A 21,817-nucleotide genomic window follows, 5' to 3' on the forward strand; every position below is an offset into this window, starting at 1 on the left:
CGGAGCGGATCGATCGCGTGGACCGGCACGATGGAGTCGCGGGATCACGGTGAGCAGACGCGCCGTCACAGTGAGCAGACGAAGGGGAGCCGTCCGTGCAGTTCGAGGTGTGGGCACCGCAGGCAGGCCGAGTGACGCTCCATTGCGGGGGCGGCACACACGCGTTGGCGCGCGACCCCGGGCGGGAGGGCTGGTGGACGGGCGAGGCGGAGGCGCGGGACGGCACCCGGTACGGCTTCGCCCTGGACGACGGCCCGGTGCTGCCGGACCCGCGTTCGCGCCGGCAGCCGGACGGGCCGGACGGGCCGAGCGCGGTCGTGGACCACGGGCGGTACGCGTGGCGTGCGCAGTGGGCGGGGCGCGGGCTGCCCGGCGCGGTGCTGTACGAGCTGCACGTGGGCACGTACACCCGCGAGGGCACCCTGGACGCCGCCGCCGGCCGGCTGGAGCACCTGGTGGACCTGGGCGTGACGCACGTCGAGCTGATGCCGCTGTGCCCGTTCCCGGGGCGGCACGGCTGGGGGTACGAGGGGGTGTCGCTGTGGGCGGTGCACGAGCCGTACGGCGGCCCCGAGGCGCTGAAGCGGTTCGTCGACCGGGCGCACGAGCTGGGCCTGGGCGTCGTGCTGGACGTCGTGCACAACCACCTGGGCCCGTCCGGCAATCACCTGCCGGCGTTCGGGCCGTACTTCACGGACACGCACACCACGCCGTGGGGCTCGGCCGTGAACCTGGACGCGCCCGGCTCGGACGAGGTGCGCGCGTTCCTGCTGGGCAGCGCGCTGGCGTGGCTGCGGGACTACCGGATCGACGGGCTGCGGCTGGACGCGGTGCACGCCCTGTACGACACGCGCGCCTGCCACTTCCTGGAGGAGCTGTCGACGGCCGTGGACGCGCTCGCCGAGGAGGTGCGCCGGCCGCTGTTCCTGATCGCCGAGTCCGACATGAACAACCCGCGGTTCATCGTCTCGCGCGCGGAGAACGGCCTCGGACTGCACGCGCAGTGGAACGACGACTTCCATCACGCCCTGCACACCGCGCTGACCGGTGAGTCCCAGGGCTACTACGCCGACTTCGCGCGCGATCCGTTCGCCGCGCTCGCCAAGACGCTCACCGGCGGCTACTTCCACGACGGCACGTACTCCAGCTTCCGGGGCCGCCGCCACGGCCGCCCGCTGGACCGCGCGCGCGTCGCCGGGCACCGGCTGCTGGGCTACAGCCAGACCCACGACCAGGTCGGCAACCGCGCCCAGGGCGACCGGCTCTCCGCCCAGCTCTCCCCCGGCCTGCTGGCCTGCGCGGCCACGCTCACGCTCACCGCGCCGTTCACGCCGATGCTGTTCATGGGCGAGGAGTGGGCGGCGGGCACGCCCTGGCAGTTCTTCACCGACCACACCGACCCGGAGCTGGCCGAGGCGGTACGGCGGGGCAGGCGGCGGGAGTTCGCCGAGCACGGCTGGGCGGAGGACGACGTACCGGACCCGCAGGACCCGGCGACCCGGGAGCGGTCCTGCCTGGACTGGTCGGAGCCGGAACGCGACCCCCACGCGCGCGTGCTGGCCTGGTACCGGCAGCTGATCGCGCTGCGCCACGCGCTGCCCGACCTCACGGACCCCGATCTCGCCGACACGAAGGTGGCGTACGACGAGGAGGCCCGCTGGCTGGCCTTCCGGCGCGGGGACGTGCGGGTGGCGGTGAACCTCGGCGAGGAGGCGGCGGCGATCCCGCTGGGCACCGGCCGGCTGGAGGTCCTCGCGGCCTGGGACCCGGTTCAGGCGCCGGGCCCGGACGGGCTGCTCCAGGTGCCCGGGGAGTCGTGCGTGGTGCTCACGCAGCCCTAGGGGTGTCGTCCGGGACGGCGCGCCGCGGGCCCGTCAGGGCTCCGCGGCGTCCTCCTTGAGGTCCGTCACCCGCTCCAGCAGGATCGGCTCCCAGGCACGGGCCAGCTGGGCCCGCAGCAGGGTTGGGGAGCCGCCCGTGCGGCCCTCCAGGCGGCCGGTGAGACGGACGACCGTGTCGCAGCGGGCGAGCCACAGTCCGCGCAGGCAGGGGCGGGCGCCGTAGCCGGCGAGGGTGGCGGCGCGGACGGCCGCCGGGGAGCCGACGGCGACGGCGAGCCCGGCGATGTCCTCCGCCGGGTCCCCGACGGCGGCCGCGGTCCAGTCCAGGACGCCGCGCACCCGGCCGTCGGCGCTGACCACCACGTGCGCGCCGGTCAGCCCGTGGTGGGTGAGCACGGCGGTGCCGGGCTGCGCGGCGAGCCGGGCCGCGCCGGACGGGGTGAGCTGCCGCATCCGCGCGGCGTCGAACTCGTCGGCGGCGGCGAGCCGCGCGGCGGCGTGCACGGCCATCCGGCGCAGCGCCTCCAGCGAGCGCGGGGCGGTCCGCGGCACGCCGAGTGCCTCCGCCTGCCGGGCGGGCACCGCGCGCAGCCCGCCGAGCAGCCCGGCGAGGTCGGCCTCGCCCGCGGCGGACACGTCGTGCTCGTCGGCCGTGCCGCCGGGCACCCTGGTGTCGAGGGTGTAGGCGAGGCCGGGCGCCCAGTCGCCGTGCGCGACGCTGACCGGGACGGCGACGGGCACCTGGGGGCGGACCAGGTCGCGCAGGCGCAGTTCCCGGCGGCGGCGGACGGAGGCGTCGCGGTCGGGGGCGAGGCGCAGCACATGGCGGCCGCCGACCCACCAGGTGTGCTCGCGGTCGTCCGTCACGGGCCGCACGTCGGGTCCCCCGGTGCCGCCGCCGCCCTCCGCGAGCAGCGAGCGGACCAGCCGGTGGACGGTGTCCGCGGTGGGTGTCGGTGCCTGGGTCATGGGTCGCGCGTCGCCGTTCCGGGTCTCGTCGAAGCTGTTCTCCTGGGTCTCTCAGTCCACTACGACCATCTCACGGGTGGTGTCGTTGAGGCGGCGGCCGCCGTCACCGGTGACGGTGACGATGTCCTCGATGCGCACCCCGAAGCGGCCGGGCAGGTAGACGCCGGGCTCCACGGAGAAGCACATGCCGGGCACGAGGGGCTGCTCCTCGCCCTCGATCATGTACGGCGGCTCGTGCGTGGTGACGCCGATGCCGTGCCCGGTGCGGTGGACGAAGTACTCCCCGTACCCGGCGTCCCTGATCACCGCGCGGGCGGCGCGGTCCACGTCCTGGCAGGCCGCGCCCGGGCGCACGGCCCGGAAGCCGGCCTCCTGGGCGGCGCGCACGACGTCGTGGACACGGCGCTCCTCCTCGGTCGGCTCGCCCACGTGGACCGTGCGAGTGGTGTCGGAGCCGTAGCCGTCCTTCAGGCCGCCGAAGTCGAGGACGACCATGTCGCCGGGCCGGATGACGCGGTCGCCCACCTCGTGGTGCGGATCGGCGCCGTTGGGGCCGGAGCCGACGATGGTGAAGTCGACGCGGGAGTGGCCGAAGCGGCGCAGCAGCCCGGCGAGGTCCCGGCCGACGTCGGACTCCCGGCGGCCGGCGAAGGGCGCCTTGCGGATCTCCTCGAACGCCGCGTCGGCGGCCGCCGCGGCGGCCGCCAGGAGTCGCAGCTCGGCCGGGTCCTTGACGGCGCGCAGCATGGGCAGGGCGTCGGTGAGCGCCGCGTAGGAGGTGCCGGGGAGGGCGCGTTGCAGGCCCAGCAGGTGCATGGCCCAGGTGTTGTCGCTGATGCCGAACCGGCCGCGGTGGTCGAGGAGGGCGGCGGTGACGGCGTAGGGGTCCTTGCCGTCGGTCCAGTCGCGCAGGGTCAGCGCGGCGGAGCCGGCCGCCCGCTCGGCGTCCCGGGCCTCCAGGGTCGGCACGACGAGCACGGGGTCCCGGCCGGGGGCGAGGACCAGCAGGGTGAGCCGTTCGGTGACCGCGGTGGGGGTGTAGCCGGTGAGCCACACCAGGTCCGGACCGGGGGCCACCAGCAGCCCCGCGAGGCCGGCGTCGGCGGCGGAGCGCACGGCACGCTCCATGCGGGCCCGGTAGTCGGCGGCGGTGAAGGGTGCGGGGGTGGTACCGGTCATCCGGGCCTCCGGGCGCGGGTCGGGGAACGGGGCGGCGGCGTCTCGGGCGCCACCCTCCCCGTACGGGACGCGCCCACGCGGGCCGGTCACCGGGACCGGCGTCCCGGCAGGCGCGGCGAGGGCGCTCGGCATGGCGCCCATGATGGCGCGGGGAACGCCTGCTGACCAGCGGATGCCGCCGGTGGGCCCGAGCCGGCCCGGGGGCCCGCCGCGCAGGCCGGGCACGCGTGGCCCCCGGCACCGGGGAGAGGCCCCGGCCCGGTCCGCCCGGCGTCCGGGGCGCCCCGCCACGCGGCTCCGGTCGCCCGGTGTCCTGCCTCCTACCGCACGGCTCCCCCCGCCCCCGGCCCCCGTCCCGCTCCCCCGGGGCGGGTCAGGCCGTCACCGCGGGCAGGACCGGCAGTTGCTGGTAGCCGCCGTTGCCGTGGCGCACGGTGAGGACGACCGTCCTGCCGGGGCGGGCCCGCCGCACCGCCCGGGCGAGGCCGGCGGCGGTGCCGACCCGGGCCGTGCCGAAGCGCAGCACGACGTCCCCGCGGACCAGACCCGCCGCGTAGCCCGGCCCCGGCACGTGCACGCCCACCACCAGCGCGCCCGCCCCCTCCGCGTCCACGGCCTCCACGCCGAGCACCGCACCGGGCGGGGCGGCGGCAGGGCTCGCGGCGACCGCGGGAGCCGCCGGGGCCGAGGGGACGGGGGACGGGGGCCGGCCTCGCTGTTCGGCGAGCCCGCTTCCGCCGATCGCCGTCGACCCGACCGTGCCGAGGCCGACGCCGCAGAGCACCAGCACGATGCCGGCGCACAGGCCCGCCGCCGGCGTCCGCCACCGCCGTCCGCGCCGGAGCGCGGTGTGCGGCTGGCGGTCGCCGCCGGGGGCGCCCTCCCCCCGCCCGCCCCGGCCGGGCAGGGGCCTGGGACGCAACGCAGTCTGTTCCATGGTTCGCTCGCCTCCGGCTGGTGATCTACCCGGAGGGCCCGGCCGTGACGAGCCACGAAAGAGTGAGAATGCCCGGAGGGCGGTGGAAGGCGGCGGAGGGCGGTCACGGGCCGCGGGCCGGCGCCGGTCCGGCCGCCGCGGCCCGTCAGCCCAGCGAGAGGGCGGGCAGAGCGGGCGGGCGGTCGGGCAGGAACCGGTGGGCGCGGCGGCCCAGCCACTCGGCCTTGTAGCGGTCGACTTCGCGGTGCCAGTGCAGGATGCCGGCCAGCCAGTTCTGCAGGTCGAGCACATAGCCGGCCATGGCGGCCCGCGCCTCCTCCGACAGGGCGAAGTCCTCGTACAGCACGGGCAGCTCCCGGGCGACGACGTGTTCGAACTGCTGCATCCGCTGGGTCATCAGGTCGTGGACGACGCCGAGCGCGGCCGGATAGTCCACGCCGAAGAAGTTCTGCACGACCAGGACGGCGTTGTGCATCTCCCCCTCGAACTCGATCTCCTTCTGGTACGAGAAGACGTCGTTGAGGAGGCAGGCGTAGTCGACGGCCGCGTTCTCCAGGGAGCGCACCGGACCGCTGGCGTACACCTCGGCGGGGATCGCGGGGCCGTGTCCCATCCGGCACAGGCTCAGGGTGAGGTCCGAGCCGAAGGTGGAGCGGCGCATCTCCAGGTAGTCGACCGGGTCGGGCACGCGGTTCTGCAACTGGTTGGAGACCTCCCACACCCAGCTCTCGGTCATCTTGTCCACGGCGGCCCTCAGGGTGCGCCGCTGGCCGGCGGTCATGCCGGCCGTCGTACGGGTCCACAGGTCGGTCAGCGCCCGTTCCATGGCGTTGCCGGGGACCAGGGCCGGTTCGCCCTGCACGGGCATGCACCGGGAGAGCCGGGCGGTGGTGAGCCGGGCGGCGGCGAGGTCCCGGCGGTGGCCGTGGACCAGCGGGTAGTAGTCGTCGCCGTAGGTCCCGAAGGCGAGCCATCCGGCGCTGAGGTCGAGGGCCTCCGGGGTGGCGTCCGGGTCCAGGCCGGCGGAGCACAGCGCGAGGTCGTACGCGGCGAGCTTGTCCTCGTCCCAGACCCCCTCCCGCAGGATGCCCATCGCGTGGCACCAGTCGGCGAGGCGGCCGCGGGCCCCGTCCAGGTGGGGGCTGAGCCGCACCTCGAAGGGCATGTACAGGTCGGGGATCCGGGAGGGGCCGACCTTCTGGCCGGGCACGTGCGCGTAGGCGCGCAGGCGTTCCTGGGCGGCGGAGGCGAGCAGCGCGCCGACGTCGGCGGCCGAGGCGCCGGGGCCGCTCGGCGCCCGCCACGGCGAGTCGGCGCGGGCTCCCCCGTTCATGTAGCGGCTGGAGCGCAGGTGCCATTCGTGGCCGCCGGACTGCCAGTCCTGGAGTCCCTTGGTGTAGGCGGCGACCGCGGCCGTCTCGGCGGGGGTGAGCCCCTTCTCCAGGGCGACGGCGGGGACTTCGGTGAGCGCGGTGTGCTCGAACTGGTGCAGCCGAGAGGTGAGGATGTCGTTGACGGTGTCGGCGGCCTGCTGGGTGGAGCAGCCGAAGAACGTCTCCAGGACCAGCACGCCGTTGCTGTTCTCGCCCTCGTCCTCGACCTCGCGCTGGTAGGAGAACAGGTCGTTGCGCAGGTGGACGGCGTCGGAGAACGTCTCCATGAGGACGCGCAGCGGGCGGGTGCCGGCGACGGCGGCGGGGACCTCGGCGGTCGCGTACTCCACCAGGCCGGCCGACCAGGGCGCGCCGCCGACCTTGCGGCGCATCTCGATGTACTCGACGGGGTTGGCGATCCGCCCCTCGTTGATGTTGGACAGCTCCCACATCGACTCGTTGAGCAGGTGCTCGGTCGCGACGGAGAAGCGCCGGCGCCAGTCGGCGGACATCGACGGCACGGTCCGCGCCCACAGGTCCTTCAGGCCCGCCTCGACCGGGTTGCGCGGCTCGGGGACGGGTGTGGCGGGGTCGAGCGGCATGAACAGCGGCAGGCGGTCCAGGTGGGCCTTGCCGGCGGCGCGGTCCTGGGTGCGCTTGAACATGTCGAGGAAGTGGTCGTCGAAGAAGAACACCCACACGTACCAGTCGGTGATCAGCGAGAGCGCCGGTCCGTCGCAGTCGGGGTGGGTGTAGGCGCACAGGAGCCCGTAGTCGTGCGCCTCCAGGTCGGCCTGCTCCCAGATCCCGGAGCCTTCCAGCATGCCCATCTCGCGCGCCCACCGGGTCGAGTGGGCGCGGGCCTCCTCCAGATGCGGATTGAGCCGCGCGGGATACGGCATGTAGAAGTGCGGGAGTTCGAACGGCTGCGTCATGGCCGGGCCCTACCCGCGCCCCCGGAACGCCATCCGCGGCGCGGCACATGATCACACCATCGCGTGAACTGCCACCGGAATGCGGAACTTCAGCGGTGCGGCCCGGTGCCGGTGTCCTCGCCGGGCCGGTGCGCGGGGGCCGCCGCAGGCGCGTGACCCCCTCCGTGCTGCCCCACGGACCGGGCCCGCCGGTCCGGCCCGGCGGCAGGTGCCGGGCTTCGGCGACGGCCCGACGTCACTGCCTCCGCACCCGGCCCGACGGGGACGGGTCGACCTGGACGAGCGCGTGGGTCCCGCCGGTGCGCCAGCGCTGCCCCTCGGCCGCCGTCAGCGCGGCCTCGGCGGCGGCGGTCAGGCCGGTGACCACGTCGGACTTGAGGGTGCGCAGCGCGGCGACCGGGCCGGGGAAGTACGCGGTCGCCTCCCGGAAGGGCGTGGTGGGCGGCCAGTGCCGGTCACCCACCAGGCGGCGGTAGTTGAGGTCGCCCTTGACGACGGTCAGCGTGGCCGCCGCGAACTCGGCGCGCAGGTCGTCCGGCATCTCGCTGTAGGGCAGCGGAGCGCAGGAGAAGGGGTGGGCGCGGACGGTGAGGCGGCCGTCGGCCATCGCGGTCCACAGCAGGCGCCCGTGCCCGCCCGCGGCGCCCGGGGCCGCGCGCAGCCGCCGCAGGGCGTCGACCACGTCGGCGGAGGTGGCGTCGGAGACGTAGTACGGGTGGGGCTTGACGTGCAGGACCGCCCGCGCGGCCCGGCCCTCGGCGAGGAGGTGGGCGATCAGCAGCAGATCGGGCACGAGTTCGCGGCCCGCGTTGTCCGCGACCAGCACCAGCGTGCCGGCGCCGGCGTGCGGCAGCAGCGACCACAGGGCCTCGCTGTCGTCGGCGACCAGCGCGGGGGCCGGTTCGCGTGCCTCGGCTCCCGCGGCGGAGAGCCGGAAGCCGAGGTCGGCGCGGTTGCCCCACAGGGAGCCGTGCAGCAGGGCGCGCGCCCGTTCCCGCTCCGGCAGGTCCCGCAGCCCGTCCAGGGCGGCCAGCTCCTCGTCGGTCGCGGGGTCGTCCAGTTCGGCGCGCTTGAAGGGGCGGAAGGGGTCGATGCCCTGGAAGGCGCCCGGGCGGAAGTAGCCCACCGCGTCGAGCAGCCGGCGGTAGAAGTAGCTCTCGGACCACAGCCACGGGACGTCGTACCAGGACCGCCCCACGTGGCCGGGCAGGCCCCAGGTCCGCCACCGCTCCAGGTCCGGGGCGTCGGCCGGCAGTGGCTCGACGGTCCCCTCGGCGCAGCTCGCCAGCAGCTCGTCCAGTGCCCTGTGCTGCCCGGGTCCGTACGGGAAGGCGTCCCGCACCTGCCGGACGATCGCGGGGTGCCGCTCGGCCAGCACGGCGTGCGGGAACGAGCCGGGCTCGTTGCCGAGGATCACGGGTGCGAAGGGGGTGTCGGGCATGCCCGTCACCGTACCCCGCGCGTCAGGCGGCCCGGATCTCCCGCTCGAGCTGCGTGGCGAGGGTGACGTAGCGGGGGCGGCGGTGCACGGGGACGAGGCCCCGGATCATCAGGTGCCACATCTCGGCGACCCGGCGGGGCAGCCGTCCGACGGGTTCGAGCGAGCGGCCGGCGACCCGGGTGCCGACGAAGAAGCAGACGAGGGAGTGGGCGACGACGCCGACGTCGAGGTCGCCGTGGACGTCGGCCTCCCTGACGGCCGCGGTGAACTTGCGGGTGGCGAACTCCAGCCACTCGGTGAACGGGTGCCGCAGCGGCGGCCGCACGGCGATGTCCGCGGTGGCCAGGCGCAGTCCGGCGCGCGGCACCGGGTCCTCCACGGCGAGGCGGGCGATCCCGAACGTGGTGCGCATCAGGGCCTCCAGCGAGGAGCAGCCGCGGCGCTCGACGTCGGTGACGAGCTGCCGTGCGGCCCTGGCCTGGAGTTCGAGGATGGCGTGGGCCAGGTCCTCCTTGGCGGCGAAGTGGAAGTACAGGGCGCCCTTGGTGACCTTCGCGTGTGCGACGATGTCGCTCAGGCTGGTGGACTCGTAGCCCTGCCGGTCGAACAGGTCGGCGGCGGCGGTGATGATCGTTGCCCGGGTCTGCTCGGCGCGTAACTGCCTCGCCATCGTGGGACCCCTCTCGCACTGCGGACGAACAGGACATGCGGTTTGTTTTGACCCGTTGCATACGATAACTCACCGAGTGGCAGCGGAAGTCGGGGGCACCGGACCGGCCGGGACGCACGTCGTCCCCGACGGCCGGCAGGGCACGGGCGGCGGTGGCCGCGCCCCATGATCATCACGATACGAGGCGTACGGCCGGCTCCTCAACGGGATGCCGGAGCAGGCGCACCCCAGCGGGCCCGGCCGGCGCTTCTGCGCCCCCGCGGCGCTGCGCGGTGCCGGCTGAACGCGAGGGGCGCCGGCGCCGTACTGAAGGCAGCCGACCCCTTCAACGCGCCCGCCGAGGAGTCCCGGATGACCCGGACGACCGTCCGCCTGAGCGTCACGGTGGCCGCCGCCGCGGCGCCGCTCCTGCTGCTGCCCTGGGCGGCGGCGCCCGCCCGGGCGCACGGCGCCCCCACGGACCCGGTCAGCCGGGTGTACGCCTGCTCCCCCGAGGGCGGCGCGGTCCGCTCTGCGGCCTGCCGTGCCGCGATCGCGGCGAACGGCGCTCCGTTCACCGCGTGGGACAACCTGCGGGTGGCGGGGGTGGGCGGCCGTGACCGGCAGGTGGTTCCGGACGGCAGACTGTGCAGCGGCGGCCTGCCGGCCTACCGCGGCCTGGACCTGGCCCGGCGGGACTGGCCGGCGACGCGGCTGGCGCCGGGCGGCCGGATCACCCTGACCTACGCGTCGACCATCGCGCACACGGGCACGTTCCGGCTGTACCTGACCAGGCCCGGCTACGACCCGGCAAAGCCGCTGACCTGGTCGGACCTGCCGGAGCGGCCCTTCGCCGAGGTCAAGGACCCGCCGCTGCGCCAGGGCGCCTACCGCATCGGCGTGACGCTGCCGAGGGACCGGACGGGCCGTCAGGTCCTCTACACGGTCTGGGAGAACAGCAGCACGCCGGACACGTACTACTCGTGTTCCGACGTGGTCTTCCCGGAGCGCGCAGAAGCCGCCGGCGCGGCCGGCGCCGGCGCACCCGCGGCGAGCGCGCCGGCTCCACCGCGCCCCCGGCCCGCGCGCACGGCGAGTGCGCCGGCGAAGAGCCCGGCCGACGCGGCGCGCGGGGGCGACGCACCCGCCGAGGCCCCCGCGGCGCGCGGGGACGACCGTCCGGCCGAGGCCGCGGCCGGTGAGGGAACGCCGGTCGCGAAGGCCACGCACGGCGGGGCGGCCCCCTCGGCGCCGCTGCTCGCGGGCGGCGCCGCCGCGGTGCTGCTGCTCACCGGGGGCGCCGCCCTCGCGCTGCGGCTGCGGCGGCGCTGAACTCCGCCAGGGCCGGCGTCAGTTGACGTAGACCCGGGCGCCGGCGTCGGTGACGGGCGCGTACTTGGCCGTGAAGTAGCCGTTGGAGAAGCACAGCGACGAGCCGGAGCTCTTGGTGAACTGCTGGTTGGTGAACGTGATGCTGCTGTCGGCGTTGTCGGCCTTCCCGGTGAGGCCGGGCGCCTGGTAGACGCAGGTGACGGTGCCCAGCAGGGTGCGCAGCTTGACCGTGGCCTGGACGACGGCGCCGCTCGGGGGCGAGACGGTGAGGGTGCCGTCCGAGGCGACCGTCGCCGCGTAGGGCAGGTTGTCGATGGTGATGCCGTTGACGCCGAGGACGCCTACGACGTTGCTGGAACAGGTGCTGCTGTCGAAGGTGTGCCCGGTGACGGACTCGGTGGCCGAGCCGGGGGCGCCGGGGTTGCCGGTGACCCTGGCGGTGAACTGGGATCCCTTGCACGTCACGCCGCTGGTGCCGGTCGCGCTGGAGTAGAACGTGGCGGACGTGCCCGAGGCCAGGGGGGCGGTGAGGGTGTCGCCGACCGCGACCGCGGTGCCGCCGGGGCCGCCGGTGGTGAGGACCGCGCCGGCCGCGGAGGCCGGAGCGGCCGCCGTGAGGGCGAGTGCGGTGGCGGTGCCGGTGAGAGCGAGAAGGGTGCGCGTGCGCATGGGGGTGCCTCTCTTCCGAAGTGGGGGACGGACGAGGTGAGGTGGGGGTGCGTGGAGCGGGTGGTGCGCCGGGGCCGCCGGCAGCCGCCGGACGGGGCGGCCGGAGACGGCAGGCGAGGGGACACGGCCGTGCGGGCGCCGCGGCGCCGAGGTGCCGAGGTGCCGAGGTGCCGAGGTGGAGCGTCCTTCCAGGACTCAGCCGGGAACGGCGGCGGCCGCCGCGGGCAAGCGCGGCCGGGGAGCACGGCGGAGGACGCCGTGGAGCTCCCATCGGGTGACCGGGCCGGCGCCACGGGAGTCCGGTCGGAGACCGCTTGCTGGATCCGGCGCCACGGATCCGTGGAAACAGGGGAAGTTGTAGACCTGAGCAACCTTCGACGTCAAGGCCCGGCGGAGGAGTTGCTGCAGGCGAAGGGCGTCCGCGCACACCCCTCACCCTTTTTCCACATCTCCCTTGACCCTTCAATGTAACCGGCGGTAACTTCCTCGAAGGCTACTGCCGCGTAACGAGAAAGCCCTTGCATCCGCCGGGAGCCGCATCCGCCGGAAGCCGCGAGGAGGCGTGCGCGTCAGCCGCTGTCCGCGCCAGGACACCGCGCCACTGAAGCCCAACCCGCATTGATCATGCCCATGGGAGCAGACATGGCCTCGTCCTCGGACGTCCCGTCCACCGGCAACACCCCCGAGAACCCGGGAAGCGGTTCACCGTCCGACACCCCGCACGCCCCCGGGTCCGCCGCGGGCGCCGGAAGACGAGGGCGCGTCCGGGCCCGCCGGGCCGCGGTGATGGCGGTACCGGCCGCCCTGGTCGCCGCCGGCCTCGCCGTCCTCACGGCGCAGGGAGCCCTCGGCGTGCAGTTCGCGATCTCCGGCATGCCGTTCACGGTCACCGCGACGGAACTGAACGGCACCGGGTTCGAGCAGTTCGGCGGGCTCGACAACATGGCGGAGGGCAGCCCGAACGCCGGGGACACCGGCGGCCAGGTGCTCGTCGTCACCTCCGCGATCAAGCAGGCGACGCTCACCAAGCTGTGCCAGAGCGTCGACCTCGGCGGCACCAACCTGGTGATCACCGCGGGCGGCGGCAAGGAGAAGGTCAGCGCGAAGGACCTCACCACCGACTCCACCGAGCTGTCCGGCGACGCGTCGTTCGACGACATCGAGATCGGCAACGACGCCAGCACGCTGACCAAGGCGGGCGTCAAGGGTCCGATCGGCGTCTTCAGCCAGCAGGCGGACACCGTGCGGATCGCCGACCTGCGGCAGACCAACTACGCGACGACGGCCGGGGTGTTCAAACTCCCGGGCCTCAGGCTGCACTTCAGCGGCTCGGGGTGCTGATCGCCGTGCCGGGCCGTCCACGGCCGGGGCCGCGGCTCGCCTTCCGGGACTGGCGGGCCCGCCGGCCGTTCTGGGGCGGGCTGCTGCTCGCCCTGGGCGGCGGCGAGATCCTGCTCACCGAGAAGGCGTCGCTGAAAGTCGTGCTGCACATCGGCATGCAGGGCCTGGCCGGCTATCTGCTGCCGACGCTGATGGTGCTGCTGGGCCTGCTGATCCTCTTCAACCCGTCCCAGCGGCTCTTCTACTCCGTCACCGGCATCCTGGTCTCCCTCGGCACCTGGCTCACCTCCAACCTGGGCGGCTTCTTCGTCGGCCTCCTCCTCGGAGCCACCGGCGCCTGCCTGACGTTCGGCTGGCTCCCGGACCAGGAGCCCCGCGTCGGCCGCCGCGAACGCCGCAGGCGGGCCAGGGCCGCGGCGCGGGCGCCGGGGGCCGAGCGGGCGGAGCGGGCCGAGCGGACGGCCTGACGGGGCCCCGGCCACCGGTGTCCGGGGGCCGGGCCGCGGCCGCGAGGACCGGGGGCCGGCGACCCGGCCCGCCCCCCGTTCCCGCGCGGCGCCCCGTCACGGGCGCCGCGCCGCGGGGCCGCCGCGGCGCCCCTGCCGGTGAGGCGTCAGGCGAGACCCTCGGACTTCAGCCAGGCCCTGGCCACGTCCAGCGGGTCCTTGCGCTGCGTGTGGACCTGGGCGCCCAGCTCCCGCAGGGTCGCGGTGTCGAGCTCGGCCGAGACCGCGTTGAGGGCGGCCACGCCCTTCTTGGACAGCGCGCCCTTGCGGACGAGCGGCTGGACGTTCTGGAAGCCGAAGAGGCCCTCCGGGTCCTGCAGGACGACGAACTTCTCCTTGGAGATGTTCGGGTCGGTGGTGAAGATGTCCGCGACCTGCACCGTGTTCTGCTTCAGGGCCGCCAGCGTGAGCGGGCCGGACGTGTCCAGCGCCTTGAAGGACTTGAACCGGAGGCCGTAGACGGACTTCAGGCCCACCAGGCCCTGCTTGCGGGTCTGGAACTCCGGCGAGGCGCCGATGACCAGGTCCTTCGCGATGCCCTTCAGATCGGCGATGGAGGACTTCCCGGTCAGGTGGTACTTCTTCGCGGTGGCCGCGTTGACCGTCACCGAGTCCTTGTCCTGCGCCGGCGCCGGGTCCAGCAGGGTGAGCCGGGAGTCCAGCTTCGCGTCGATGGCCGCCGTGGTCTCCGCGAGGGTCTTCGGCGCGGCCTTCTGGTCGAGGTGGGCCAGCAGCGCGCCGTTGTACTCCGGCAGCACCGAGACGGAGCCGTTCTTGATCAGCCCGTAGGTGGTCTCCCGGCTGCCGATGTTCGGCTTGTACGTGACCTTGACGCCCTTGGCCTTGAGGGCCTCGCCGTAGATGTCGGCGAGCAGGTTGCTCTCGGGGAAGTTGTTGGACCCGACGACGACCGAGCCGCCGCCCGTGCCGCCGTCCGTGAGGGGGTTGCCGTCCTTGCCGTCCTCGGAGGAACAGCCCGCCAGCGCGGCCGTCGCCGCCACGAGGGCGGCGACCACCGCCGCGCCTCGGTTCTTCCGGAGGGGCCTGCCGATGTGGGTCGTCGAAGTCACGCGTTGATCCAATCCAGCCTATTCGCGGTCAGTCAAGGGCCTCAGACCACCGATTGGCCCGGATCTGCGGCTTCACGCACGTGTTCGTCACGCATTCTTCATGAAGGACGCCCTGAGCGGGCCCCGGCGCGGGCCTCGCCGCTCCCTCGTCCTTCGGCTCTCAGCCGCTGCGGCGCACTCCCGGTGACACCGCGAGCCGCGCCGCCGTCCAGAACACGGCGAGGGTCACGAGGGCCAGGCCCGCGACCAGGGTGGCGCCGCCGACGACCTTCTCGTAGTCCTTCTGGTAGAGGCCGTCGATGATGTACCGGCCGAGGCCGCCGAGACTGACGTACGCGGCGATGGTGGCGGTGGAGACGATCTGGATGGCCGCCGTGCGCAGACCGCTGAGGATCAGCGGGAGCGCGACCGGCACCTCCACCTGGAGCAGCACCCGGGCCTCGGGCATGCCCATGCCCCGGGCCGCGTCCACCGGGGAGGGGTCGACGGAGCGGACCGCCTCGTAGGTGGTGACCAGGATCGGCGGTACGGCGAGCACCACCAGCGGGATCATCACCGGCAGCAGGCCGAAGCCGATCCAGATGAACATCAGCACCAGCAGCCCGAAGCTGGGCAGCGCGCGGCCGGCGGTGGCGATCAGCGCGAGCGTGTTGCCGCCGCGGCCGAAGTGCCCGGTGAGCAGGCCGACGGGCAGCCCGATCGCGGCGGCGATCAGCAGCGCTTCCAGGCAGTAGCGGATGTGCTCGGCGAACCGGGTGGGGATGCCGTCGTAGCCGTGCCAGTGGGCGCTGTCGGTGAAGAAGGCGTTCGCGTAGTCCAGGACGTTCACCGGGCGGCGCCCTTCGTCGGCATCCAGGGGGTCAGCAGGCGGCGGAGGAGGACCAGCGCGGCGTCGGCGAGGATGCCCAGGAGCGCGATGGTCAGGACGGAGTTCACGGCCAGGGCGGGCCGGTGGTAGGTCTGGGCGTCGTACAGCATGTTGCCGAGGGCGCCCTGGTTGCCGATGAGCATGCCGACGCTGACCAGTGAGATGCTCGACACGGTCGCCACCCGGAGACCGGCGATGATCGCGGGCACGGCGATGGGGAGCTGGACCTGCAGGTACCGGCGTACGGGGCCGAAGCCCATGGCCTCGGCGGCGGCCAGGGTCTCGGGGGGCACCGAGCGGACGCCGTCGACGATCGCCGGGACCAGCACCACCAGGCTGTAGAGCGCGAGCGGGACCATCACGGTCGTCTCGCTCTGCCCGAAGTAGTCGATGAGCACCACGAAGAAGGCCAGCGACGGGATGGCGTAGAGCACGGTGGTGACGCCGAGGACCGGCGGGTACATCCAGCGGAACCGCACGCACAGCTGGGCGACGGGCAGGGAGACGAGCAGCCCGGCCAGGACCGGCAGCAGGGCCTCGCGCAGGTGCAGCCCGACGAGTCCGAGGTAGCTGTGCTGGAGGTCGCTCGGCAGGTCGAAGAAGCCGCTCATCGCCCGGCCCCCACGTCGGCCCGCGCGGCGACACGGCTGTGGGCGGCACGGATCGCCTCGCCGATGACCTGCTGGGAGACCACGCCGACGGCGCGTCCCTCACCGTCCACCGCGACCGCCCACCCGGTCGGCGACAGCACGGCTCCGTCGAGCGCGGTGCGCAGCGAGTCGGCGCCGGGCACGAACGGCCGCCCGTACGGCAGGAGCTGTTCCGGGTCGACGGGCCCGGCGGTCAGCCGGTCCGGCTCGGCCCAGCCGAGCGGCCGGCCGTCGGCACCCGTGACGAGGAGGTACGGGGCCGTGGTGCGGGCGGCGATCCTGCCGGCGTCCGCGTCGACCGCGACGAGCGGCGCGGTCTGCAGCTCCAGGCCGTCGGAGGGGAAGAAGGAGAGCCGGCGGATGCCCCGGTCGGCGCCGAGGAAGTCCTCCACGAAGGAGTCGGCGGGGGCGCTGAGCAGCTCGGCGGGCGGGGCGAACTGGGCGAGCCGGCCGCCGGTGCGCAGCACGGCCACCTTGGTGCCCAGCTTGATCGCCTCGTCGATGTCGTGGGTGACGAAGACGATGGTCTTGGCCAGCTCCTCCTGGATGCGCAGCAGCTCGTCCTGCAGTCCCTTGCGCACGACGGGGTCGACGGCGGAGAACGGCTCGTCCATCAGCAGCACCGGCGGGTCGGCGGCGAGCGCGCGGGCCACGCCGACGCGCTGCTGCTGGCCGCCGGAGAGCTGGTAGGGGTAGCGCCCGGCCAGCGAGGCGTCCAGACCGACCCGCTCCATCAGCTCCGCGGCCCGGGCGCGCGCCTTCTGCCTGCTCCAGCCGAGCAGGCGGGGCACGGTGGCGATGTTGTCGAGGATGGTGCGGTGCTGGAAGAGCCCGGCGTTCTGGATGACGTACCCCATCGACCGGCGTAGCGAGTTCACCGGCTGCCGGCGGATGTCCTGGCCGTCGAGGAGGATGCTGCCCTCGCTCGGCTCCACCATCCGGTTGATCATCCGCAGGGTGGTCGTCTTGCCGCAGCCCGAGGGCCCGACGAGGACGGTGATCGCGCGGTCCGGGATGTCCAGCGACAGCCGGTCGACCGCGACCGTGCCGTCGGGGTACCGCTTCGTGACTGCATCTATCCGTATCAAAACGCCGAACGCCCTTCGGGTCTGGCGGCTCGTCCGCCCGCTTGCGGCCACCGTCCCGTCGCTGCCGGCCGCCGCGCAGCGAGTCTAGACCGCTCGTGTCACCGCAGCTCGGCAGCGGTGCGGAAGCCCGCGGGGCGGCCGGCCCGGCCCCGCGGCGCCCCTCAGCTCTCCGCGGGCGTCAGCCGCAGGGAGATGCTGTTGATGCAGTACCGCTGGTCGGTGGGGGTCGGATAGCCCTCGCCCTCGAAGACGTGCCCGAGGTGGGAGCCGCAGCGGGCGCACCTCACCTCGGTGCGGACCATGCCGTGGGAGCGGTCCTCGACCAGTTCCACGGCGTCGGTGTCCTTCGGGTCGTAGAAGGAAGGCCAGCCGCAGTGCGAGGCGAACTTGGTGTCGGACGTGAACAGCTCGGCGCCGCAGGCCCGGCAGGAGTAGACGCCCCGCGTGGTGGTGTCCGTGTACTCACCGGTGAAGGCCGGCTCGGTGGCGGCCTGGCGCAGCACGGCGTACTCGGCGGGGTCCAGCTCCGCGCGCCACTGCTCGTCCGGCTTCTCGACGTCGTACGGCATCGGCTCTCAGCCCCTTCACTGCGACAGGCGGTCCAGGATCAGCGGGCCCAGGTCGGTCACGTCGCCCGCGCCCATGGTGAGAACGAGATCACCGGCCTTCGCCATTCCCGCGACCACCGAGGGGATCTCCGTCTTGTCGTGCACGGCGGTGACGTCCGCGCCGGCCGCGCGCGCCGCCTCGATGATCAGTTCGCTGGTCACGCCCGGGATCGGGTCCTCACGGGCCGGGTAGATGTCCAGGACCGCGGAGGCGTCCGCGAGGGCCAGCGCCTGGCCCATCTCCTTGCCCAGCTCCTGGGTGCGGGAGAACAGGTGCGGCTGGAAGACGACGAGGATGCGGGCGTCGCCGGCGGCGGCGCGCATGGCCTCCAGGTCGGCGGTCATCTCGGTGGGGTGGTGGGCGTAGGAGTCGATCACCTGGACCCCGGCCGCCTCGCCCTTGAGCTGCAGGCGCCGCTTGACGCCGGTGTAGGCGGCGAGCGCGGGGGCCAGCTCCGCGGCGGGGATGCCGAGGGCGGCGCCGGCGGTGAGCGCGGCGACGGCGTTGAGGGCGTAGTGCCGGCCCGGCACGGACACCGTGAAGGTCAGCTCCCGCCCGTCCAGCAGGGCGGTGACCCGGCTGGTGAGCCCCTGCGGAACGACCGACAGCACGCGCACGTCGGCGTCCTCGGCCTCGCCGTAGGTCACGATCCGCACCTCGCGCCCGCGGACGCGGCGGGTGAGCTCGCGGGCGCCCGCCTGGTCGGCGGAGACGACCAGGGTGCCGCCCTCGGTGATGCGGTCCACGAACGTCTCGAAGGACTGGTGGATCTCGTGTATGGAGGCGTAGTTGGCGTGGTGGTCCAGCTCCACGTTGAGGACGATGGCGACCTCGGGGGCGTACTTGTGGAAGCTGCGGTCCGACTCGTCGGCCTCGGCGACGAAGACGTCCCCCTCGCCGTGGAGCGCATTGGAGCCGGGCGCGTCCAGGTCGCCGCCGATGGCGTAGGACGGGGCGAGCCCCAGCTCGCTCAGCGCGACGGCCAGCATCGAGGTGGTGGTGGTCTTGCCGTGGGTGCCGGCCACGGCGACCGGCCGCAGCCCCTCCATCAGCGCGGCCAGCGCGTCGGAGCGGTGCACCACGGGGATGCCCAGCTCGGCGGCGCGCACCAGCTCCGGGTTGTCCTCGCGGATCGCCGAGGAGACGACGACGCAGCTGGCGTCGTCGGCGAGGTGTCCGGGGGCGTGCCCGATGTGCACGGTCGCGCCGAGCGCCCGCAGCGCCCCGGCGGTCGCCGACTCCTTGGCGTCGCTGCCGGCCACCCGGGCCCCGCGCTGCGCGAGGATCTTGGCGATGCCCGACATCCCGGCGCCGCCGATGCCGATGAAGTGCGGTCGGTCCATGGCGGTAGGAAGGCCGGGTGCCATGCGTTTCTCCCCAGAGACGGTACGAGCCAGAGCGGGCCCTAGCCTATGCGCTCGGGCGCCGGGGTCCTCGCAGGAGGGCCGGGCCCGCCGGTCCGGGGGCGCGGGAGCGCGCCGGGCCGCGGCGCACCGCTTCACGCGCGTCCCGCGCCGCGGCGGGGCCGCCGTGCCGCGCGGAACGGGCACGGCCGCCGACGCCCGGCCGCGCCTACACCTTGCCGTGGGGATCAGCGCCGGCACCGGCACGCACCGCTTCGCACGCGTGACGTGCGGCGTCCGCCGTGCCGCGCGCAACAGGCACGGCCCCCGGCGCCCCGCCCGCCGCCCCCTGGCCGCGCCTACGCCTTGCTGTGCGAGAACAGCTTCAGCACCGGCACGCCCACCTTGTGCCGCGCCCGGGAGGCCCAGTCCCGGTGGAAGAACTCCTCCACGTAGTGCGGATCGGTCAGCACGATCACCTCGTCGGCGTCCACCTCGGCCACCAGGCTCTTCAGGGCGTCCAGCGGGTGGTCCTCGACCAGTCTGCCCTCGGCCCGGCCGCCCGCCGCCCGCAACGCCTGCAGCGACACGTCGAGGGCCTGCCCGCCGAGGGTCCTCGCCTCCCGGCCCTCCGGCGTCTCCCCTTCGCGCACCGCCTCGTCCAGTTCGCCGAGCGCGATGTCGTCGATGGCCCGCAGCAGACGGTCCGCCTGGTCGCCGCGCGGCTGGAGCAGCACGTGGAAGGAGACGGGCTCGTCCCCGTGCAAGGTGGTGACGAACTCGACGTCGGCGGACGTCAGGGCCTTCTCGATCATCAGAACGCTTGTGAACACCAGGCGCCTCTTCTCCCGTGCGGGCCCCCGCTCGGGGCCCTCGTCCTGCGGGGTCCGGCAGGGCCCCTGCGGAAACCATCCTTCCCCGTGATCCCACGGGTACTGCCGGTCCGGGCCGGCCCGCCGGGAGCCGACCGGTGCGAAGGGGGCGACCGAGGTCAGGAGCGGTGGTAGCGGCTGAACAGGAAACCGTCCTCCTCCAGCAGGGACACCAGCCGGAACCGGTGCGGGACGGCGACCGGCGGCCCGCCCGCGATGCGCTGCGCGTCCCCGGCGGTGAGGGTCGGCGAGACGGTCAGGCACAGCTCGTCCAGCACCTCCGCGGCGATCAGCTGGCCGAGCAGCCGGGGGCCGCCCTCGGTCAGCAGCCGGGTGTGGCCGAGGCCGGCGAGCGCCTGCACCGCGCGCGCGGGCTCGACGGCCGTGCCCTCACCGGCGACCACCACCCGCGCGCCGGCCTTCTCGGCGGCGGCGACGCGGTCCGGCGCTGCGGCGGCCCCGGTCAGGACCAGCGTGGGCACCGCGGGCGAGGTGAACAGGGGGAGCGTGAAGTCCAGGTCCAGGCTCGCGGTGACGATCGCGATCGCCGGGACCGGGCCCTGGCCCGCGGCCTCGCGGGCCCCGGCGAACTCGGCGCGCACCCGCGCCGGGCGGTACCCCTCCTGCCGTACCGTCTCCGCGCCGACCAGGACGACGTCCGCGAGCGCCCGCAGCGTGCCGAAGACACGCATGTCGGTGGCGCTGGAGATGGGCTGCGAGCGGCCCTCGTGCTGGGCGGCGCCGTCGAGCGAGGACACCATGTTGGCCCGCAGCCACGGCCGCGGGGCGCCCGCGGCGGGCTCCGGGTAGGCGTAGGCGGCGGCCAGTTCGGCGAGGCTCCACTCCCGGTCCGCGGCCGCGGCGGCGCCGGCCGTCCCGTCGGCCCGGGCCCCGCCGGCCGGGCTCCGGGCTGCTGTTTCTTCGGTCACAGGGAACAGGCGTCGCATGCCGTGCAGTGTGGCACGGCGCTTAGCATGAGTGACCGTGTCGTCCTCCACCGCCGCCCCCGGATCCGGCCCCGCGCCGGACGCGGCCCCCCTGTCCCTGTGCGCCCGTGAGCCGCACGTCCCCGCGGACCGACTGGTCGCCGAGATGGTGCCGCCGCCGCGTTTCGACTCGGTCCGCTTCTCCACCTACATCCCGGACCCCCGGCAGCCCAGCCAGAGCGAGGCCGTCCGGGTCCTGGAGGGTTTCGCGGCCGGGCTGGGCACGGGGCACGCCACCGGGGCCCGGCGGGGTTTCCTCGGCTTCGGCCGGGCCAGGGCGGCCAAGGCCCCGGCGGGCCCGCGCGGGGTCTACCTGGACGGCGGCTACGGCGTCGGCAAGACCCATCTGCTGGCCTCCCTGTGGCACGCCGCCCCGGCCGACCCGTCCCGCAAGGCCTTCGGCACCTTCGTGGAGCTGACCAACCTGGTCGGCGCCCTCGGCTTCCAGCAGACGGTGCAGACGCTGTCCGGGCACAGCCTGCTGTGCATCGACGAGTTCGAGCTGGACGACCCCGGTGACACGGTCCTCGTGTCCACCCTGCTCGGCAAGCTGGTCGAGGCGGGCGTGGCGCTGGCCGCCACCTCCAACACGCTGCCGGGCAGGCTGGGCGAGGGCCGGTTCGCCGCCGCCGACTTCCTGCGCGAGATCCAAGGCTTGTCCGCCCACTTCCGCACGCTGCGCATCGACGGCGAGGACTACCGCCACCGCGGCCTGCCGCAGGCGCCGGCGCCCTTCCCCGAGGAGGAGGTCGTCAGGACGGCCCACGCCGTGGAGGGCGCCTCGCTGGACGCCTTCCCGGCCCTGCTGGGACACCTGGCCAGGGTGCACCCGAGCCGGTACGGGGCGCTGACGGACGGGGTGCGGGCGGTGTGCCTGACCGGCGTGGAACCGGTGCCGGACCAGTCCACGGCGCTGCGGCTGGTGGTGCTCGCGGACCGGCTCTACGACCGCGAGGTCCCGGTGCTGGCCTCCGGGCTGCCGTTCGACCGGCTGTTCAGCGAGGAGATGCTGAACGGCGGTTACCGCAAGAAGTACTTCCGTGCGATATCCCGTCTGACCGCACTGGCGCGGGACGCGAAGGAACTGGTCGTCGCCTAGGAAGGTCTCCGCGACGCCCTGCCGGGTGCGGGCCGCGGCCCGCACCCGGCACCTCATACG

20 protein-coding genes are annotated in these 21,817 nt (G+C 74.5%); 5 read left to right on the top strand and 15 right to left on the bottom strand.

Annotation, left to right across the window (positions count from 1 at the left end):
• Nucleotides 1-95 precede the first annotated feature (95 nt).
• Nucleotides 96-1,841: a malto-oligosyltrehalose trehalohydrolase gene (gene treZ, locus ABZ261_RS01065; RefSeq protein ID WP_356854454.1), complete on the top strand. Its 1,746-nt coding sequence runs from the start codon at nt 96-98 to the stop codon at nt 1,839-1,841.
• 33 nt (nt 1,842-1,874) lie between these two features.
• On the opposite strand, the gene ABZ261_RS01070 is transcribed toward treZ, so the two are convergent.
• The 6 genes from ABZ261_RS01070 to ABZ261_RS01095 all read right to left on the bottom strand — a co-directional run bounded on the left by ABZ261_RS01070 (nt 1,875) and on the right by ABZ261_RS01095 (nt 9,345).
• Complete coding sequence (locus tag ABZ261_RS01070; protein ID WP_356854455.1) at nt 1,875-2,810, bottom strand: aminoglycoside phosphotransferase family protein; 936 nt, start codon at nt 2,808-2,810, stop codon at nt 1,875-1,877.
• Between the two features lie 51 nt (nt 2,811-2,861).
• The gene (locus tag ABZ261_RS01075) at nt 2,862-3,989 is read right to left on the bottom strand and encodes an aminopeptidase P family protein (RefSeq protein ID WP_356854456.1); all 1,128 of its coding nucleotides are present in this window, start codon (nt 3,987-3,989) and stop codon (nt 2,862-2,864) included.
• Between the two features lie 373 nt (nt 3,990-4,362).
• A complete protein-coding gene (locus ABZ261_RS01080; RefSeq protein WP_356854457.1) occupies nt 4,363-4,926 on the bottom strand; it encodes a PDZ domain-containing protein in 564 nt (187 codons plus the stop codon).
• A gap of 145 nt (nt 4,927-5,071) precedes the next feature.
• A complete protein-coding gene (gene cyc2 / locus ABZ261_RS01085; RefSeq protein WP_356854458.1) occupies nt 5,072-7,234 on the bottom strand; it encodes a germacradienol/geosmin synthase Cyc2 in 2,163 nt (720 codons plus the stop codon).
• Nucleotides 7,235-7,469: 235 nt separating this feature from the next.
• Nucleotides 7,470-8,675, bottom strand: a complete 1,206-nt coding sequence (locus tag ABZ261_RS01090) for a damage-control phosphatase ARMT1 family protein (protein WP_356854459.1) — start codon at nt 8,673-8,675, stop codon at nt 7,470-7,472.
• Nucleotides 8,676-8,697: 22 nt separating this feature from the next.
• Nucleotides 8,698-9,345 carry a ScbR family autoregulator-binding transcription factor gene (locus ABZ261_RS01095; RefSeq protein ID WP_356854460.1) on the bottom strand — a complete coding sequence of 216 codons (648 nt, stop codon included), beginning with the start codon at nt 9,343-9,345 and terminating at the stop codon, nt 8,698-8,700.
• A gap of 351 nt (nt 9,346-9,696) precedes the next feature.
• Between ABZ261_RS01095 and ABZ261_RS01100 the strand changes: the two genes are divergently transcribed.
• Nucleotides 9,697-10,656 carry a lytic polysaccharide monooxygenase gene (locus ABZ261_RS01100; RefSeq protein ID WP_356854461.1) on the top strand — a complete coding sequence of 320 codons (960 nt, stop codon included), beginning with the start codon at nt 9,697-9,699 and terminating at the stop codon, nt 10,654-10,656.
• An 18-nt stretch (nt 10,657-10,674) separates the two neighbouring features.
• Here ABZ261_RS01100 and ABZ261_RS01105 read toward each other — a convergent pair whose 3' ends face one another.
• Complete coding sequence (locus tag ABZ261_RS01105) at nt 10,675-11,325, bottom strand: Tat pathway signal sequence domain protein (protein ID WP_356854462.1); 651 nt, start codon at nt 11,323-11,325, stop codon at nt 10,675-10,677.
• Between the two features lie 642 nt (nt 11,326-11,967).
• Here ABZ261_RS01105 and ABZ261_RS01110 point away from each other — a divergent pair.
• Together ABZ261_RS01110 and ABZ261_RS01115 are read left to right on the top strand one after the other, a co-directional pair.
• Nucleotides 11,968-12,666 carry a DUF6230 family protein gene (locus ABZ261_RS01110; protein WP_356854463.1) on the top strand — a complete coding sequence of 233 codons (699 nt, stop codon included), beginning with the start codon at nt 11,968-11,970 and terminating at the stop codon, nt 12,664-12,666.
• A gap of 5 nt (nt 12,667-12,671) precedes the next feature.
• Nucleotides 12,672-13,133: a DUF6114 domain-containing protein gene (locus ABZ261_RS01115; RefSeq protein ID WP_356854464.1), complete on the top strand. Its 462-nt coding sequence runs from the start codon at nt 12,672-12,674 to the stop codon at nt 13,131-13,133.
• 146 nt (nt 13,134-13,279) lie between these two features.
• Here ABZ261_RS01115 and ABZ261_RS01120 read toward each other — a convergent pair whose 3' ends face one another.
• The 8 genes from ABZ261_RS01120 to ABZ261_RS01155 all read right to left on the bottom strand — a co-directional run bounded on the left by ABZ261_RS01120 (nt 13,280) and on the right by ABZ261_RS01155 (nt 20,619).
• Nucleotides 13,280-14,242, bottom strand: coding sequence for an ABC transporter substrate-binding protein (locus tag ABZ261_RS01120; protein ID WP_356854465.1), 963 nt, complete (start codon nt 14,240-14,242; stop codon nt 13,280-13,282).
• Nucleotides 14,243-14,402: 160 nt separating this feature from the next.
• A complete protein-coding gene (locus ABZ261_RS01125; protein ID WP_356854466.1) occupies nt 14,403-15,071 on the bottom strand; it encodes an ABC transporter permease in 669 nt (222 codons plus the stop codon).
• Nucleotides 15,068-15,721 (bottom strand): ABC transporter permease subunit, encoded by a 654-nt coding sequence (locus ABZ261_RS01130; RefSeq protein WP_356854467.1) that lies wholly within the window; start codon nt 15,719-15,721, stop codon nt 15,068-15,070. The genes ABZ261_RS01125 and ABZ261_RS01130 overlap by 4 nt, the downstream gene beginning before the upstream one ends.
• Entirely contained in the window at nt 15,718-16,848 is a 1,131-nt protein-coding gene (locus ABZ261_RS01135) for an ABC transporter ATP-binding protein (RefSeq protein WP_356854468.1), read from the bottom strand. The genes ABZ261_RS01130 and ABZ261_RS01135 overlap by 4 nt, the downstream gene beginning before the upstream one ends.
• 161 nt (nt 16,849-17,009) lie before the next feature.
• Nucleotides 17,010-17,417 carry a peptide-methionine (R)-S-oxide reductase MsrB gene (gene msrB, locus ABZ261_RS01140; RefSeq protein WP_356854469.1) on the bottom strand — a complete coding sequence of 136 codons (408 nt, stop codon included), beginning with the start codon at nt 17,415-17,417 and terminating at the stop codon, nt 17,010-17,012.
• 15 nt (nt 17,418-17,432) lie between these two features.
• Nucleotides 17,433-18,824: a UDP-N-acetylmuramate--L-alanine ligase gene (murC, locus tag ABZ261_RS01145; protein ID WP_356854470.1), complete on the bottom strand. Its 1,392-nt coding sequence runs from the start codon at nt 18,822-18,824 to the stop codon at nt 17,433-17,435.
• Between the two features lie 335 nt (nt 18,825-19,159).
• Nucleotides 19,160-19,633, bottom strand: coding sequence for an indole-3-glycerol phosphate synthase (locus tag ABZ261_RS01150; protein WP_356854471.1), 474 nt, complete (start codon nt 19,631-19,633; stop codon nt 19,160-19,162).
• 158 nt (nt 19,634-19,791) lie between these two features.
• Nucleotides 19,792-20,619 carry a pyrimidine reductase family protein gene (locus ABZ261_RS01155; RefSeq protein ID WP_356854472.1) on the bottom strand — a complete coding sequence of 276 codons (828 nt, stop codon included), beginning with the start codon at nt 20,617-20,619 and terminating at the stop codon, nt 19,792-19,794.
• A 37-nt stretch (nt 20,620-20,656) separates the two neighbouring features.
• Between ABZ261_RS01155 and zapE the strand changes: the two genes are divergently transcribed.
• A complete protein-coding gene (zapE, locus tag ABZ261_RS01160) occupies nt 20,657-21,757 on the top strand; it encodes a cell division protein ZapE (protein WP_356854473.1) in 1,101 nt (366 codons plus the stop codon).
• Nucleotides 21,758-21,817: the final 60 nt, after the last annotated feature.

Origin of the sequence: Streptomyces sp. NPDC006193, assembly GCF_040613915.1 — a bacterium.
Lineage (GTDB): Bacteria > Actinomycetota > Actinomycetes > Streptomycetales > Streptomycetaceae > Streptomyces.